We start from the raw sequence: 16,562 nt of genomic DNA on the forward strand, positions 1-16,562 counted from the left end.
GTTAATCATTTTTTTTGTTAAACCATGGACTTTCAAAGCCAAGCTTTTGCAAGCCATTTTGAACTTCTTTGCAACTCATGAATAATTTCCAAAGCAATCCGGTTCTATAATTTTCAATCATTACAACAATGGGTCCTTCATCTATTGCTAAGTAGGAAGAGGCATACCAATTTTTACTTAGATTAAATGCATCTTTAAAACCGTATGGCCCCCATAATTTGTTACCAAGACTATCATAAAAAAAACGTAAAGCCTTCATTGAATATTCCGGCGTATATGGGAAGGCCGATAATGCAGCAGTTGGGGCTATTGTACCATTATCATTGGTAGGCGAAAAGGCATTATAACCGTCATAAGTATCACAAGCTGTTAACCCCCAACAATTAGGCCCATAATCTTTATACTGCTTGGGATTTTGCACGCAATACGCATGATTAATAAGTGTATGATTTTGATTCTGTTCCCAATAATTTGCATAACGATCTTTTAATCCACGAGGATCAAGGCCAAGAAAAGAATATTGAGAAAAAAACAAGGGACCTCCACCATCAAATCCCAACGGCAAGGTAATACCGTAAAACTGTTTACCATTTTTAAAAAAATCGCTTTGTACCCATCCTTGGTGGTAAACATCTGCAGAAACCGGATAACGTGTACCCGATGCTGCTAATACATATGTAATCAGGCATTCATTAAATCCACGAATAGGGAAATTCATAGCCCATCCATTATTAGGACTCCAATGCCAATATAAAATAGTTTGTCCATCTTTTGTGAACCAATTCCACTCAATATCATTCCATAACCAATTTATTCTGTTCCTAATTTCCGTTTCAACTTTATTGGGCGCATTAAAATATTGTCGGGCACATAATAAACCTTGAAATAAGTAAGATGTTTCTACTAAATCGGCACCATCATCTTTTCTACTGAAAGGAATAGTAACACCGGTACTTCCATTTAACCAATGCGGGAATACACCATGATAGGAATTAGCCTTTGATAAAAAACGGACCATTTTTAATAATCGGACAGCAATTGTATCACGAGGCAACCATTTTCTATCTGCTGCTACAATCATAGCCATAATGCCAAAACCCGTTCCACCTGTAGTTACTACTTCATCACCATAATCATATGCTACATTGCTGCGTTCACGGGCCATGCCGCTTACCGGATGTGCAAAATCCCAGAAATACTGAAAAGTTTGTCGTTGTACCATTTCCACCAAAGCACTATCTGATAATTTAGGTAAGTTGTTCAACTTTTGTGTAAATGCATTGACCGTTAGCAAACAAACAGCTGATAATATCAATAATTTTTTTTTCATGTTAAAATGATGTTTTTATAAATAAGGAGCTGTAAATCCTAAATTGCGCATGCCCTGTTGAACTTCAGGACAAGAAGTAAACAAGTTCCATAATAAACCCGAACGATAATTTTCAATCATAACAATTTCCGGACCTTGATCTATTGCCAGATAACTGGTTGCAAACCAAATATTGGTTAAATTAAAAGCATCGGTAAAACCATATTGCCCCCAAATTTTATCACCCAGCTTATAATAAAAGAATCGGATAGCATTCATTGATTCCGTAGGTGTGTAAGGCAAAGAAGCAATAGCTGCTGTAGGGCTAATTACACCTAAATCGTTGGTAGGTGAATGAGCTGAATACCCGGAAATATTATCATCGCTGGCGGTAAGCCCCCAACAAGCTGAGCTATATCCATTATATCCACCCGGATTCGCAACACAATATGCATAGTTGATTTTAGCGTGAGCTGTATTTTGTGTTAAATAGTTGGCATAAGCATCGCTTAAACCATTAGGATTAATTCCCAAGAAAGAATAATGTGCAAAAAACAAGGGCCCGCCTAATGTAGGGCCTAACGGTAGCACATTGCCGTAATAGGTATTTCCATTTTTCATTCCCCCGTTAGAAGCCCATCCGTTTGAGTAAACAGATTGATTAATAGGATAAGTGGTAGATGAGGCACCTAACACATAAGTTACTAATGCTTCATCCCAACCTTTAATAGGCATATTAATGGCCCAATTATAATTAGGACTCCAATGCCAATACAACACTTGCTGATTATTTTGTGTAAACCAAGTCCATTCTACACCATTCCACAATGTGTTGATATTATTTCTGAGTGTAACCTCAGCTGAAGTTGTTCCATTAAAATATTGGCGAGCACACAATAAGCCTTGCATTAAAAAAGATGTTTCAACTAAATCCGCCCCATTATCCTGCGTACTAAATGGAACGGTAGCGCCGGTAGTACCATTTATCCAATGTGAAAAAGCGCCATGATATCGGGTGCAATTATTGGTAAGAAAATTAACAATTGTATTAATTCTGTTTAAACCATCGGTACGCGAAATAAACCCTCTGTTAATACCTACCAACATGCTCATTATACCAAAACCAGTACCACCGGTAGTAACCACATCGCCCGATGTATTTCTTTCACGAGCCATACCGCTTACCGGATGACCAAAATCCCAAAAATATTTGAAGGTTTGTTGCTGTATTAGTGTTAATAAGGCTGTATCAGAAATTTGTGGAAATTTATCGGTTGAATCAATACTGGTTGTTAATTTAACTACAATTGCAGATTGCAAGTTTCCGCCCACTTTTGATTGTAAGGCGGTAGAAACATTTAGTGTGTACAACGTTATAGGATTGATGTTATTGACAGGCTGAATTAAAACTGCACTATCATTGTTTTGCAATGAAGTGTTTATGGGAACTACTACACCACTGCTACTAGTTAGTTGAATACTATTACTTAATGAATTGGCATTTAATGAAGTAGTAAAAGTTAGAAGGATGTTTGGTTTGAAGTTTACATTATAGTAAGTAAAACCATTGTATGCACCATTTACTTTTAAACTATTTAAACTAAAAGAAGGTGCCGTGGGTGGAGTAGGCGGTGAAGGTGGTGCACTATTTTTTTTACAAGCGAATGTAATTGCCAATAAAAACAACAGGCAGAAATTGAATATTTTACGCATATAACCAAATTTTTAAAATTTGGAAAAAGTGCATCCTTCTGTCAGTTCATCTGACTTAAGGATGCACTTGTGTATGATTTAAAAGCAACAATCCTACTTTCCAAGATTTTGTAACTGATACAAAGCTTTTACATCAGCTGCTGCAAGCGGCGCATTGTAAATACGTACTTCATCCATGGCGCCAGGCATATAACTAGCCCAACTTTGCGGACCACCGGCTGTACCTAATGAAGGGGTTGTATTGAATTGCATGGTTCCAAAAATTAAAGCTGATACATTTTGAAAAGTTAAAGGGCCATTTCCTGCTTTAACGGTAGTATTAATAGCACTACCATTTAAATAAGTAACAAAAGTGGAAGTTGTTGCATCGTACGTTAATACAATATGCGACCATTTATTCCAAATATTACCTACCGCAAAGCTACCCAACCATTGATCATTATCAGTTGTTGGGGTTACCCAATTTTCAATATGTGCTTTTAAATTAGCGTTTGTTGAAGTACTGCCATTTTCAAAGAAAATATCTAAGTTTCCCCAAAAATCTTGTGTATTTGACAAACAAACCAAACCAAATGTGCCATTGGTATTTTGCGGAGAATTTACCCAAAATGAAATAGTAAAACTTTTCAACCCAACTACCGCACTACTTGGGGTGGTAATAAAATAACCATTATTTGCACCTTGCAAGGCATTACCTTTTATACCAGTAGTAAAGGAAGTGCCTACACCCGTGCCGTTAGTACTTGAAACACTATCAACAAGTGAATTTTCGAACCCCCAATAGCCTACCAAATTGCTGGAAGCAATCTCACGAGAAGAAGCATAACCACCAAATGTTTGAGCGGGTGCATAGCTGGCAGGATTGAATGATTTTTGACAAGAGGTAAACCCAAATGCCAAAACAACCAATGCAGCTATATATGTTGAAATGCTATATTTTTTATGAAGTTTCATAACATTTTTTTTAAGAATGATAAAAATTAGTATCCAGGATTTTGAACCAATACACCACCACTAATATCAATTTGATTTTGAGGAATAGGCCAAACTTCATTTTTACCGGCTTTCCAACCCAAAGGTCCAAAAACAGTTGCAGCGCGGCCTTGACGAATTACATCAAAATAACGATCAAATTCCATAGCTAATTCAACTCTTCTTTCATGCCAAATTGCATTTCTTAAAGTGTTTTGGTCGGTAGTAGTAACTGGCGGTAAGTCAACTGAGGGATTAGCGCTTTGTGCTCTTGCACGTGCACGTACCTGTTCTAATGAAGCCAAAGCAGCTGAGGTATTACCTAATTCATTATTTGCTTCCGCATTCATTAATAAAACTTCAGCGTAACGAATTACTCTTACATTTTGGTCAGCACCTTGATTATCTACCAAAGCCAATGCAAATGGCACATAAGATTTCATATTATACATAGAGGGAGCACCAGCTTGCGGCAAGGGCACTACGTCACCATCAGGAGTAGTAGTACCTGCAAATAAAATAGTACCATTCAAACGAGGATCACCAGGTTCAAATTCATTTACTAAGTTTTGAGTAGGCACATTAAAACCCCATCCTGCATTCGCATCCCTATCACCTTGAACCTGCGAATATTGACTGTTGGAAAGTCCACCGTTTCCTGCTACATAATTACACTGAATTTCAAAAATTGATTCAGAGCAATTTTCATTGGGAATTCGGAACATTTGATAATAGTTAGGGAAAAGAGAATAAACACCGGAAGCAATTATCTGATCAGTGTATGTTTTTACATCACTCCATTTTTTCTGATACATGGCCACTTTTGCATGCAAAGCCAAGGCTGCTCCTTTTGTTGCCCTACCAATGTCTGCAGGGCCATATGTTGCAGGTAGACCATTAGCAGCATCAGTTAAATCCTGTTCAATTGCTGCATATACATCGGCAGGCTTACTTTGAACAGGGTTTAATTGAGCTGCTGTTGATGGCACATGAAGCACTAATGGAATATTACCAAAAGCTCGTACCAACCTGAAATAAGAGTATGCACGTACAAATTTTGCTTCAGCCAAATAACGCCCTTTCAATGAAGCATCCATATTTATATTGGGCACATTATCTAATACCTGATTACACAAATTAATATTTTGGTATTGACCGGTCCAAAATCCATCCAACTGCCCATCAGTAGCTGTTACGGTAAAGTTATCGTAAGCATTAATGAATGTAGCATCACTTGGAACACTTCCTTTTGCTGCATCATCTGAACCAACACTTTCAACACAAATGGGAGCAAATGCCACATTATTCCAACTACGTAAATTGGCATAAATTGCATTTACCGCATTGGTTGCATCGGTTGAAGTTTTCCAAATTTGTGTTGCAGGTTGCTGCCCTTGTACAGGCACATCTAAAAATGATTTAGAACAACCGGAAGCAATAATTACCACCGACAAACCCATTACAGATGGTTTTACCAGCCGATTGAACCAATTTATTTTGAATATATTTTTCATAACACTTTGCTTTAATGAGTTTAGAATGAAAGATTAACACCAAAATTGTAAATGGCAGATAACGGATAGGTATTGTTGTCGATACCAATATTACCTGGGCTACCACCCACTTCAGGAGAAAATCCTTTGTACTTAAAGAAGTTAAATGCATTTTGTGCATTTAAATAAAGCCGCAAAGATTGGATACCCATATGTTGCAAATGAGCATTAGGCAAAGTATAACCTAACTGCATATTTCTAATTCTAAAATAACTTCCACTTTCAACATACCATGAGTTAGGCCAGTAGTTATTTCCACCACCAATATTTACAGAAGGATAGGTATTGGAAGTACCTGCACCATGCCAACGATTGTTATAAAAATCTAAAGTCCAGTTTTCAGCACCATAACGTAATCCTTTATTAGCATTGTAAACATCAACACCGGCTACACCTTGAAAGTCTAAAGACAAATCAAATTGCTTATAAGAAAAATAGGTACTAATTCCATAAATGTATTTCGGGTTGGGGTTTCCTAATACTACTCTATCATTAGCTGAAATAGGGCCTACTCCAGTAGTACTGGCATATTTAAAGTCACCGGGCTGTGCATTGGGCTGGAATAAATTACCTGATTTATCTTTATAATTGGCTACGTCAGCAGCAGATTGGAATATGCCAATTACTTTATATCCGTAGAAAACACCGATGGGTTGACCAACTGTGGTTAATGTAGTGAATTGACCTCCTGTAGCACCCGAACCTCCATCATAAATTTTCTGTCCACCCGCACTATTGCTTAGGAACTCATTTTGGTTATAAGAAATATTACCACTGATAGAATAGCTGAAATCTTTACTAATATTATCATGCCAGTTCAATGACAATTCAAAACCTCTGTTTTGAGCATCACCTACGTTAGTGGTAATGAACTGATTAGCCAAACCTGCAGATCCGGGCAGGTAAACATTCATGATAATATCTTGTGTTTTTTTGTTATACAAGTCACCTTCAATGGTTAACTTGCTATTCAAGACTGTAGCTTCAAAACCAATGTCTGTACCAACGCTTTTTTCCCATTTCAATGGTGGAGGCGGTATTGATGCAACACTTACACCTTGAGATACAGTACCTGAATTTCCATAAATTACACTATATGCCCCACCTGATACAGTTTGTTGAGTACTAACAAATGTGGGCACACCAGCATTACCAACTTTACCCCAACTACCTCTAATTTTCAATGAATTAAAAATGTGCTGATTGCGCATAAAGTTTTCTTGCGTAACCACCCATGCAGCACCTACTGATGGGAAATATCCCCATCTATCACTTCCGGTGAATTTAGAAGAACCATCTGCACGCATGGTAGCATTCAACATATATTTATTTTTGAAAGAATAGTTAATACGACCAAAATAAGAAGAGATGGTTGACTGTAACGGATATTGCTGATTATAACTATTATCAACATCATTTACATAAGGATTATTTCCTAAACCTAAAAACCAGTTACCGGTAGTAACATTCGGCACATTTTGAGCTGATGCAGAAATAAAATTATAGTTATTCCATTCAGCATGTTGACCAGCCAAAATTGTTACCCTATGATTGGTAGCAAAAGTGTTGGTATAGGTAAGTGTATTTTCTGCAATCCACGAACGATTTTCTCCACGAGAAATACCAAGATTGCTTACTGCGTTTTGCTGAGTAGACGTTGCTTTGTAAACAGGAACATAATTTTTAGATTCTGACTCACCATATACACCACTAATAGTGGTTTTAAAATCGAAGTGACTTAAAAAGCGAACATCTACATATGCATTACCGGTAAAATTATAACCACGACTTACAGAATTATTATAATCAAGAGTGGCCTGAGGATTGCTAACTGCTGAACCTAAACCATAATAACCCGGATCACCATATGTAACACCATCGGCAAATTTTACGGGCAATACTGGTGGCGCTGCATATAAAGCATGCCAAATACCGCCGGGTGCATTATCCGAATTATTGAAATTACCAATAACAGTATAGCCTGCTTTAATATTTTTATTAATCTGCATATCGTTACTTAAGTTAGCAGTATAACGAGTATAATCGTTGGTTTTTAATATACCCTGCTGTGATAAGTAACCCAATGAAAAATTATAAGTATTTTTTTCTGAGCCGCCGGTAACAGATACCTGATGGTTAGTAATAATAGCATTACGCAAAACTTGATCGAACCAATTGGTACCAGTGCCGAATTTTGAAGAATCTAAAAAGTTAGTTCCTCCTGTCATTCTGGCTAACTCATTAAATAAAACTGAATATTGATAAGCATTTGCCATTGGTACTTGATTGGTTGCTTTTTGATAACCAACATAGCCATTGTAATTAACCACAGTTTTTCTGTCGGCTGCACCTTTTTTAGTAGTAATAATTACAACACCATTGGCACCTTTAATACCATAAATCGCTTCGCTTGATGCATCTTTTAAAATACTAATACTTTGAATATCGGCAGGATTTAAAAAGTTAACATCATTTAACCAAACACCATCCACAACATATAATGGGCCTGTGTTTGACCAATACGTTCCCAAACCTCTTATATTAATTTGTGGAGCAGAACCAGGAGCACCATTATTGGTAATTTGAACTCCTGCAACTTTACCCTGTAAAGCACTAATTGGATTTACTGAAGCTTGTTTTGAAATTTCTGATCCTTTAATGGTTGCAATTGAACCTGTAACATCTTGCTTCCTTTGTGTACCGTAACCAATTACAACTACTTGATCTAATTGTTTTTCAGATGATTGAAGCGTTACATTAATTACGTTTTGGTTATTTACATGTACTTCTTGTGTAGTATGTCCAACAAAAGAAATAACCAAGATAGCATTAGGTGAAACATTTAATGAATAGTTACCATTGTTATCGGTAACAGTACCCCGTGATGTTCCTTGAATGGCAATACTTACACCACTTAACGGTTCTCCCTTTTCGTTTACTATTTTTCCTGTTATTCTAATGTCTTGTTCTTCAGGATTAACAGAACGAATAGCAATTAAATTATCACTTAAAATTTTGTAGGTTAAACTAGTACCTGCAAAAAGTTGATTTAAAACTGTTTCAATATTAGCATTGTTTACATCAACATTTACCTTTTCTTTTAAATCCTTTAAGCGGCTATTAAATAAAAATCTAAATGCGCCCTGTTGTTCAATATTACCCAGCACTTTGGCTATTTCTGTTTTAGACATTTTTACAGAAACAGTTTGTGCATGGGTACCTGCTGTTGCATTAAAAATGCAGAAAATACTAAGTAGTAGTGTTAGTTTCATATAAATTAATGGCTTTAAGGGAATATGCAATTTCCCCGTAAGAGCAATCGATTTTTTCATACATTAGTGTTTGAATAGTGAATAATGCTGAGAATTCTGCCATTCAAAGCAGTTTTCTAGTGTTTTTCCGGCGGGGAATGTTGCAGCATTTCCCGCTTTTTTTATGATGGTATTTACTTATCCTGAATTAAAGCATTGCATAGACAGTCGTTTTAAGTTTGAATTAATAAATGGTTACCGTTTTATCTTTTATATCATAATGAAAATTGGTAGAAAACTTTAATGCATCCAATGCTTGAGTAAGTGTTTCATTCACAAATGACCCATTCAAGCGAATATCTTTATATTTATTATTTTTAAATACAATTTGAACATCGTACCAGCGTTCTAACTGATGGGCTACTTCTTCAAAATTTTCATCGGTAAAACATAGTCTGTTTTTTGTCCAGGCAGTTTCAATTTTTATAGAATCATTTGATTGAAGGGGGGTTAGATTCTTAATAGCAACAATATTATCATCTAAATTTTTTGAAATTGTAGGCACTTGCTTCTGAACATTTAATGAATCAGCCGTATTTAAGACAACTAATTTTTCATTAGGCTTTAAAAAATATTTTTCGTCGGGTCGGCTATGCAGCGTAACCTGCACTAAGCCACGTACCAAGCTTGTTTCAATTGTTTTATCATTAGGATAAGAACGCACATTGAACTGGGTTCCCAATACTTTAATATCAAGTAATTTGGTATGAATAACAAAGGGCTTTGCAGGGTTTTTTGTAACATCAAAAAAAGCTTCTCCATTCAAATACACTTCCCGCAGGGTATTCCCAAAACTTTTGTAATACCATAATTTGGTATCTGCATTTAACCAAACCACGGAACCATCGGGCAATACAATTTTTGTTTTTGAAGCATTTTTGGTAACAATTTCATTGGGCAATTCAACTGCTTTTACCAAATTACCAGAAGCCTGATTGGTTTTTGATTGGGGGGTATGTAAAAAAAGCCAGCTAAAAAATATAATTAAAGCAAGTAAAGGTAACACGGCTGCAAGCAATATTTTTTTTGTGTCTCTGTTACGCGATTTATTCGAATTATTTGATGCTTCTAAAAAAAGTTCTTGCTGATGTGGTGTACCCATTACCAAGCCTTGTTCTTGCATGCGCTTCAAATGCAATAAATACGTAGCATCTAAAAACTCAATGTCAATATTCGGATTGGTATTCCAATGTTCTTCAATAGTGTGGGCAATTAAAGCAGTAGCCTCATCATTTTTTAATAGTGCACTCAATTCATCTAACTCGGCCTGGGTAGCTTCATTAGATAATTTTCGAGCCAACAATTGCCATATGCGGTCATTTTTCAACATAGCAAGCTATAACATTAACAATAAGAGTTGTTAAAAAGAAAAATCCCCTAAAGCGGTTACCATTATTTTTTTTGTTTGCGAGGAAGTGATAATTTCTCGGCCAATTTTTTGAGTGCAATGGCCAGCTGATTGTCAATAGTTTTTACACTAATTTGTAAAAGAGAAGCAATATCCCGATACTTTAATCGGTCTTCCTTGGCCAACTTATAAATTAATTTACACTGTGGTGGTAATTGCTGAACCGCCTCATCAATTTGGCGAGATGTTTCACTGAATTGTATGGTTTCATCGGGCTGCAAATAATCTGAAATGAGTTCAATTTGCAGATCTTGAATGGAAGCGTTTTTATTGGTTTTCTTTTCCTGCTGCAATTTTTTTAAAGCACCATTTCTTACGCTTACAAATAAATACAATTTTAGATTCTCAATCTCCATTAAAGTGGCTCGCTTTTTCCAAACTTCAATTAACACGTCGGATACAACTTCTTCAGCCAATTGCCGCGAATGTAATATGGCGAAAGCATGGTTTTGTAAGGAAGGGAAAACGCAATAAAACAATTTTTTATAAGCTACTTCATCCTCATACGATGCAATTTGATACTGCAATTCTGCAATATTACAATTTAGTATATGAGCATCGTTAGCCAACTTTCAGCAGATTTACTATTCAAAGTTAATTCGTGCAAAATGAAATTTACAACATTTTGCACGAATTTATTTTTTAGAAATTTTCTCTCTTGTTTTATTGAATAGTATAAACGTTGTTATTTCTGTTTAAATCCGGCAGCCAATTTTTAGGATCGATAGTAACTTTTTTAACGGGTGCATTCGTAGCCAAATGAACAGTACGAACATTCCCCTGCAACCAAGTTTCAACCGGCAGTTGTAGTTGCATGGTTGTTCCATTAGCGTAGGTTACTTCAATAGGAATTGGCATTACCATAGGTTGTAAATTCTCTAAAGTAACATCAATACCATTCAAAGGATTTTGGTGGGTGTACTCCACTTTTTGAATAGACTGATCGAGCGGCTTGTTTTCAAAAAACCATTCACGCCAAAACCACCATAAATCTTCTCCGGCTTGGTTATTAATGGTATTAAAGAAGTCGAATGGTGCGGGATGTTTATATGCCCATTGATGTATATAATATTTAAATGCCGCATCAAAACGTTCATGACCTAAAATTACTTCACGAAGCAACACCAGTCCATACGCAGGTTTGAAATAAACCATGGGATGACGGTACTTCTCAGGAAAACCATCTGCACGGGTCATAATAACAGGTGCGTGAGGATCTGATAAATAAGGAACAATTTCATCAGCAGGATTACCACCACCGGGTGCATATTCCCCATCACGTTTTGGTGCATATTCTCCATTATTAAACACATCGCTTGCATATACATCAATAAAGGTGTTGAATCCTTCATCCATCCATGCATATCTTCGTTCATCAGAACCTACAATCATTGGGAACCAATTATGACCAATTTCATGCGCCGTTACCCAGTATAGTTCCTTGTCTTTATCGGTAATACCATCAAACACAATACCCGGGTATTCCATTCCTCCGGCAATACCAGCCTCGTTAATTGCCACCGGATAAGGATATTCAAACCACTTTTCAGAAAAATATTCAATAGATTTTTTTAAATATTCAGTAGCACGTCCCCAAGCACTATCGCCCATACTTTCAGCCGGATAAACAGACATGGCCATACATTTTTTGCCACTAGGCAAATTAACTTTTGCGGCATCCCATAAATAAGCCTTCGATGCGCCAAAAGCTACATCGCGGGTATTCATCATTTTAAAATGCCATGTTTTAGTTCCTTGTAATGATTTTTGTTGTTGCACTTCAGCTAAAGTTCTAATCCAAACAGTTGTATTGCTTTTAGCAGCTTCAGCAAGGCGATTCCGTTGTTGTGCTGTTAATACTTCATCAGGATTTTGCAGTTCTCCACTTCCGGCCACAATCATACCGGCAGGTACAGTTATGCTATAATCATAATCACCATAATCACAATAAAATTCGCCACTACCTAAATAAGGTAATGTACTCCATCCTTCTAAATCGTCGTACACACACATACGGGGATACCATTGTGCTATTTCAAAAATTTTACCATAGTTTGTTTTAACATAATCTGTTCTTCCACCAAATTCACCGGGCACTTCATAATGATATTGAATGTGAATTTTTATTTTATCACCCTTTGCTTTTAAAGCCTCAGGCAATTGAATTTGCATACGTGTATCATTAATAAGGTATTTCGCCGGCAATAACTTACCATTTACCTCAATTTGAACTGAGGCCAATTGGAAACCTTTGGTAGATTGATTGCGATAGCGATTGGTATAATATTGCGAACGAGCAGTAGGCAAATAAGTATTTTGATCCATTTGTAGCCAAAGTACATTAAATGCATCGGGACTATTGTTGGTGTAGGTAATTACTTCATTTGCAGTTAGGACGTTTTTGATCGTATCGAGAGTTGCATTAATTACATAATCGCTTTTGTTTTGCCAATAATTAGCCGCCGGTGAACCGTTAGCAGAACGATACACACTTCCATTTCCTTGATAGTTAAAAGGTGCAAAAGCAGGCCAATTACCATTTTGAGCATTGGCTTGAGCATTGGCTAAACACAAAAAAAACATTCCTACAATCTGTACAAAGTAATTTTTTTTCATATGATTTTTAAAAACTTTATGGAAATATCAACTATAAAGGGGTTAAAATTAATTAGATTAGCTTGAACTGTTTACTTAAAAAGTTATGAATGGCATACTTCAGTTACAGATTACGAAGTAAAAATTAGCTTGCATTTTTGTTGTATTGATTTATTCCCCTGTAAGGCTTACCTTTGCCCGATAACCATTTTGCATGACTATACACCACGAAGGTTACAGAACCATAGGAATAGCCAGTTTATTATTCGGTTTAATTAACATCTTATCTTTCACCTTTTTAAGTGGCCATGTTTTATGGCTTTCGATAGTTATATTTATAATAACAATTATATTATTGTTATTTATAATATCATTTTTTAGAGTCCCCAACCGTGTATTAACCATAAAAGAGAATGCTGTTATTTGTCCTGCCGATGGAAAAGTGGTAGTTATTGAAGACATTGTGGAAACAGAATTTTTTAAAGACAAGCGTACTCAAATCAGCATTTTTATGAGCCCAGCCAATGTGCATATCAATCGTAATCCAATTGGGGGAAAAGTAATTTACAACCAATACCACAAGGGAAAATATTTGGTAGCCTGGCATCCCAAAAGCTCAACAGAAAATGAAAGATGGACTGTTGTGGTTGAAAATGACTATGGTAAAATACTTTATAAGCAAATTGCAGGTGCTTTAGCCAAACGAATTTGCAACTATACCAAAGTAGGCGACACCGTTGAACAAAGTGCAGAGTATGGCTTTATTAAATTTGGTAGTCGGGTAGATGTAATTGTTCCCACTTATATGAACATAAAAGTAGAACTGAATCAACAAGTTAAAGGCGGTGTTACTGTGTTAGCAACCTTCCCATACAACTTGCAGAAGTAAAAAACTTGCACAGTATTAAAATATCCTTAATTTTATAAAAATTAAAATATTGCACATGAAGAAATTAATGGTACCTGCAGCCGCTCTTTTGATTATGGCATCTTCTGTATTTGCACAAGATAACGGTCAAAAAAAATGTAACAAAAAAGATTGTAAAGATTGTACAAAGAAAGAATGCAAGAAAACCTGCAAAAAGGATTGTTGCAAAAAATCGGCTAATACAGTTGCACTGAATTAAATAATTAGTTTGAGTTTAAAATAAAAACGGTTAAACAAAATGTAGCCGTTTTTGCATTAGAAGATATCTTCCAATTGCTTTAAGTGTTGTACCGTGTAAGTAGCTTGAATATGCGGAGTAATACCAATGTGATTGACAAAAATAGTATCGATACCTACATTAGCTGCACCCATAATATCAGCCTCTAAATTATCGCCAATCATTATACTGTTTTCTACCGAAGCACCCGTTTGCTGCAATGCATATAAAAAAATTTCTTTATTAGGTTTTAAGCTATTAGAGGTTTCAGAAGTAATTAGCTTTTGAAAAAAGGAATCAAGGTTTGCGTTATGAATTTTCTTTTGTTGAACAGCTTCAAAGCCATTCGTAATTAAATGCAAATGGTAATTTTTTGCTGTTAAGTATTGCAAAATTTCCTGTGTGTAAGGGAATACGGCTTTCTTTAAAGGAAGTCTTTCTAAGAAATCAATGGCCATTTGACGAGAAAGTGCTTCATCAGCAATTTTAAAATCGAGCAGAGATAACCACATTCTTTTCCAACGCAATTCATCTTGCTTAATAAATCCTTTGGTATATCGTTCCCACAATCTTTCATTATGATAGCTGTATCGTTCAAAAAATAACGGAAAAGACTCAATACCTTTTTGATTTAAATGATGCAATTCAAACAAGTCGAATAGTGTATTTCGGGCATTGGTTTCAAAATCCCATAAAGTATGATCCAAATCAAAAAATATATGTTGATATTTCGTCGTGGGCATTTCCAAAAATGAGTATGATATTTGATAAACAAATGTAACTGAATTTATCACCAATTATCAAATTAAATGAATGTAATTATAACAGGTGCTTCAAAAGGAATTGGTAAAGCGATAGCCGAAACATTTGCTGCCAAAGGCCATACCTTATTATTATGTGCCAGAAATATTGCAACATTAGAAGAAACTGCAAAAACAATACAACATCAATACCCGCAAGCTTCTGTAAAGTATATGCAGGCCGATTTGGCAGATTACCAACAAGTTCAAGCTTTTGCCAATTGGTGCTTAAACGTAGGAACACCCGATGTACTTGTTAATAATACAGGACAATACTTACCGGGTTCAGTTTTAACAGAACCTGATGGTACACTTCAAAATTTGCTGAACATCAACTTAATGAGTGCCTATCATTTAACAAGACTGATAGCACCGAAAATGATTGAACAAAAAAAAGGACATATTTTCAATATATGTTCCATTGCATCAGTTCAAGCATACACCAACGGAGGTGCATATAGCATTAGCAAATTTGCATTATTGGGTTTCAGCAAAAATTTGCGAGAAGAATTAAAGCCAGACGGCGTAAAAGTAACAGCAGTTATTCCCGGTGCAGTTTATACCGATAGTTGGGTAGGAAGTGGAGTTTCACCTGAACGTATAATGGAGGCGAATGATTTGGCAAGTATGATTGAATGCATGGCCGCCTTATCGCCGCAAGCATGTGTTGAAGAAATTGTTGTACGACCTCAGTTAGGTGATTTATAAAAAATAGCCGGAGCTATTCAATACTCCGGCTAAGTATGCAAATTTATATATAGCAACTATTCTAAATTAATATCAAAATGAACTAATTGAACAAATTCCTCAATACGTTCGGTTATATCAGCAGGTTTTATTTCGCGTAAACGAGTAGTACCGAATTTTTCTACACAAAAACTGGCTAAAGCTGAACCAATGATAATAGCCGTTTTCATATTTTCAAAAGAAATATCTTTTGTTTTAGCCAAGTGTCCAATAAATCCACCTGCAAAGGTATCGCCGGCACCGGTAGGATCGAATACTTCTTCTAAAGGCAATGCTGGTGCAAAGAAAACTTGTTTACCATGAAACAGTAAAGCACCATGTTCGCCTTTTTTAATAACCAAATACTTAGGCCCCATTCGCAGAATTACTTCGGCTGCTTTTACTAATGAATATTGTCCGCTCAACTGTCTTGCCTCACTATCATTGACCATTAATACATCAACCATTTTAATGGTTTTGTGTAATTCATCCGACATGGTATCCATCCAAAAATTCATGGTATCCATTACAATTAATTTAGGCCTGTTACGCAACTGTTCAATTACACTGCGTTGTACTGAGGGCACTAAATTTCCCAGCATTAAAAAATCACAATCCTGATAGTTCTCAGGCACCTTGGGTTCAAAATTGGCTAATACATTTAATTCGGTTACTAAAGTATCGCGGCTATTCATATCCATATGATAGCGGCCACTCCAGAAAAAAGATTTCTCTTCTTTTTTTATTTGTACACCTTCTAAGTTAACACCTCTCTCCTCTAATGCTTTTAATTCTTCGGCAGGAAAATCACCACCTACTACCGAAATTTGCTTAACTGGAGTAAAATTGGTGGCACACCAGGCAATATAGGTAGCAGCACCTCCAACAATCTTATCGCTTTTTCCAAAAGGCGTTTCAATGGCATCGAAAGCCATAGAACCGACAACAACTAATGACATAATTAAAAAATTTGTTTATCGGGGAGCGAAACTATACAAAATGCGGCAGATATAGGCATTTTTTTATTGCA

At 36.0% G+C, this 16,562-nt stretch carries 13 protein-coding genes; 3 read left to right on the forward strand and 10 right to left on the reverse strand.

Annotated elements, in window-relative coordinates; translation table 11 throughout:
• Nucleotide 1 precedes the first annotated feature (1 nt).
• From ACP5P5_RS11700 to ACP5P5_RS11735, 8 genes are all read right to left on the reverse strand, one after another.
• Nucleotides 2-1,330 (reverse strand): glucoamylase family protein, encoded by a 1,329-nt coding sequence (locus ACP5P5_RS11700; RefSeq protein WP_428286299.1) that lies wholly within the window; start codon nt 1,328-1,330, stop codon nt 2-4.
• Nucleotides 1,331-1,345: 15 nt separating this feature from the next.
• Complete coding sequence (locus tag ACP5P5_RS11705; protein WP_428286300.1) at nt 1,346-3,022, reverse strand: glucoamylase family protein; 1,677 nt, start codon at nt 3,020-3,022, stop codon at nt 1,346-1,348.
• A gap of 93 nt (nt 3,023-3,115) precedes the next feature.
• On the reverse strand, nt 3,116-3,976 hold the full coding sequence (locus ACP5P5_RS11710; protein ID WP_428286301.1) for a LamG domain-containing protein: 861 nt from the start codon (nt 3,974-3,976) through the stop codon (nt 3,116-3,118).
• 26 nt (nt 3,977-4,002) lie between these two features.
• On the reverse strand, nt 4,003-5,508 hold the full coding sequence (locus ACP5P5_RS11715; protein ID WP_428286302.1) for a RagB/SusD family nutrient uptake outer membrane protein: 1,506 nt from the start codon (nt 5,506-5,508) through the stop codon (nt 4,003-4,005).
• A 20-nt stretch (nt 5,509-5,528) separates the two neighbouring features.
• Nucleotides 5,529-8,879: a TonB-dependent receptor gene (locus ACP5P5_RS11720; protein WP_428286303.1), complete on the reverse strand. Its 3,351-nt coding sequence runs from the start codon at nt 8,877-8,879 to the stop codon at nt 5,529-5,531.
• 163 nt (nt 8,880-9,042) lie between these two features.
• Complete coding sequence (locus tag ACP5P5_RS11725; RefSeq protein WP_428286304.1) at nt 9,043-10,188, reverse strand: FecR family protein; 1,146 nt, start codon at nt 10,186-10,188, stop codon at nt 9,043-9,045.
• A gap of 62 nt (nt 10,189-10,250) precedes the next feature.
• Complete coding sequence (locus ACP5P5_RS11730; RefSeq protein ID WP_428286305.1) at nt 10,251-10,793, reverse strand: RNA polymerase sigma-70 factor; 543 nt, start codon at nt 10,791-10,793, stop codon at nt 10,251-10,253.
• 136 nt (nt 10,794-10,929) lie between these two features.
• On the reverse strand, nt 10,930-12,882 hold the full coding sequence (locus ACP5P5_RS11735) for a M1 family metallopeptidase (RefSeq protein WP_428286306.1): 1,953 nt from the start codon (nt 12,880-12,882) through the stop codon (nt 10,930-10,932).
• Nucleotides 12,883-13,075: 193 nt separating this feature from the next.
• Here ACP5P5_RS11735 and ACP5P5_RS11740 point away from each other — a divergent pair, with 193 nt between their 5' ends.
• Nucleotides 13,076-13,750, forward strand: coding sequence for a phosphatidylserine decarboxylase family protein (locus ACP5P5_RS11740; RefSeq protein ID WP_428286307.1), 675 nt, complete (start codon nt 13,076-13,078; stop codon nt 13,748-13,750).
• 55 nt (nt 13,751-13,805) lie between these two features.
• A complete protein-coding gene (locus ACP5P5_RS11745; RefSeq protein WP_428286308.1) occupies nt 13,806-13,988 on the forward strand; it encodes a hypothetical protein in 183 nt (60 codons plus the stop codon).
• 56 nt (nt 13,989-14,044) lie between these two features.
• On the opposite strand, the gene ACP5P5_RS11750 is transcribed toward ACP5P5_RS11745, so the two are convergent.
• Nucleotides 14,045-14,749, reverse strand: coding sequence for a YjjG family noncanonical pyrimidine nucleotidase (locus ACP5P5_RS11750; RefSeq protein ID WP_428286309.1), 705 nt, complete (start codon nt 14,747-14,749; stop codon nt 14,045-14,047).
• Nucleotides 14,750-14,815: 66 nt separating this feature from the next.
• Here ACP5P5_RS11750 and ACP5P5_RS11755 point away from each other — a divergent pair, with 66 nt between their 5' ends.
• On the forward strand, nt 14,816-15,514 hold the full coding sequence (locus tag ACP5P5_RS11755; protein WP_428286310.1) for an SDR family oxidoreductase: 699 nt from the start codon (nt 14,816-14,818) through the stop codon (nt 15,512-15,514).
• 56 nt (nt 15,515-15,570) lie between these two features.
• On the opposite strand, the gene ACP5P5_RS11760 is transcribed toward ACP5P5_RS11755, so the two are convergent.
• Complete coding sequence (locus tag ACP5P5_RS11760; RefSeq protein WP_428286311.1) at nt 15,571-16,491, reverse strand: PfkB family carbohydrate kinase; 921 nt, start codon at nt 16,489-16,491, stop codon at nt 15,571-15,573.
• Nucleotides 16,492-16,562 lie beyond the last annotated feature (71 nt).

Origin of the sequence: Hydrotalea sp. (assembly GCF_049968455.1) — a bacterium.
In the GTDB taxonomy this organism is placed as follows: Bacteria; Bacteroidota; Bacteroidia; order Chitinophagales; family Chitinophagaceae; genus Hydrotalea.

What these genes read in the sequence shown, in the direction of transcription:
- ACP5P5_RS11700 (WP_428286299.1), bottom strand. Translation starts at nt 1,330, where the DNA reads ATGAAAAAAAAATTATTGATATTATCAGCTGTTTGTTTGCTAACGGTC.
- ACP5P5_RS11705 (WP_428286300.1), bottom strand. Translation starts at nt 3,022, where the DNA reads ATGCGTAAAATATTCAATTTCTGCCTGTTGTTTTTATTGGCAATTACA.
- ACP5P5_RS11710 (WP_428286301.1), bottom strand. Translation starts at nt 3,976, where the DNA reads ATGAAACTTCATAAAAAATATAGCATTTCAACATATATAGCTGCATTG.
- ACP5P5_RS11715 (WP_428286302.1), bottom strand. Translation starts at nt 5,508, where the DNA reads ATGAAAAATATATTCAAAATAAATTGGTTCAATCGGCTGGTAAAACCA.
- ACP5P5_RS11720 (WP_428286303.1), bottom strand. Translation starts at nt 8,879, where the DNA reads ATGAAAAAATCGATTGCTCTTACGGGGAAATTGCATATTCCCTTAAAG.
- ACP5P5_RS11725 (WP_428286304.1), bottom strand. Translation starts at nt 10,188, where the DNA reads ATGTTGAAAAATGACCGCATATGGCAATTGTTGGCTCGAAAATTATCT.
- ACP5P5_RS11735 (WP_428286306.1), bottom strand. Translation starts at nt 12,882, where the DNA reads ATGAAAAAAAATTACTTTGTACAGATTGTAGGAATGTTTTTTTTGTGT.
- ACP5P5_RS11740 (WP_428286307.1), top strand. Translation starts at nt 13,076, where the DNA reads ATGACTATACACCACGAAGGTTACAGAACCATAGGAATAGCCAGTTTA.
- ACP5P5_RS11745 (WP_428286308.1), top strand. Translation starts at nt 13,806, where the DNA reads ATGAAGAAATTAATGGTACCTGCAGCCGCTCTTTTGATTATGGCATCT.
- ACP5P5_RS11750 (WP_428286309.1), bottom strand. Translation starts at nt 14,749, where the DNA reads ATGCCCACGACGAAATATCAACATATATTTTTTGATTTGGATCATACT.
- ACP5P5_RS11755 (WP_428286310.1), top strand. Translation starts at nt 14,816, where the DNA reads ATGAATGTAATTATAACAGGTGCTTCAAAAGGAATTGGTAAAGCGATA.
- ACP5P5_RS11760 (WP_428286311.1), bottom strand. Translation starts at nt 16,491, where the DNA reads ATGTCATTAGTTGTTGTCGGTTCTATGGCTTTCGATGCCATTGAAACG.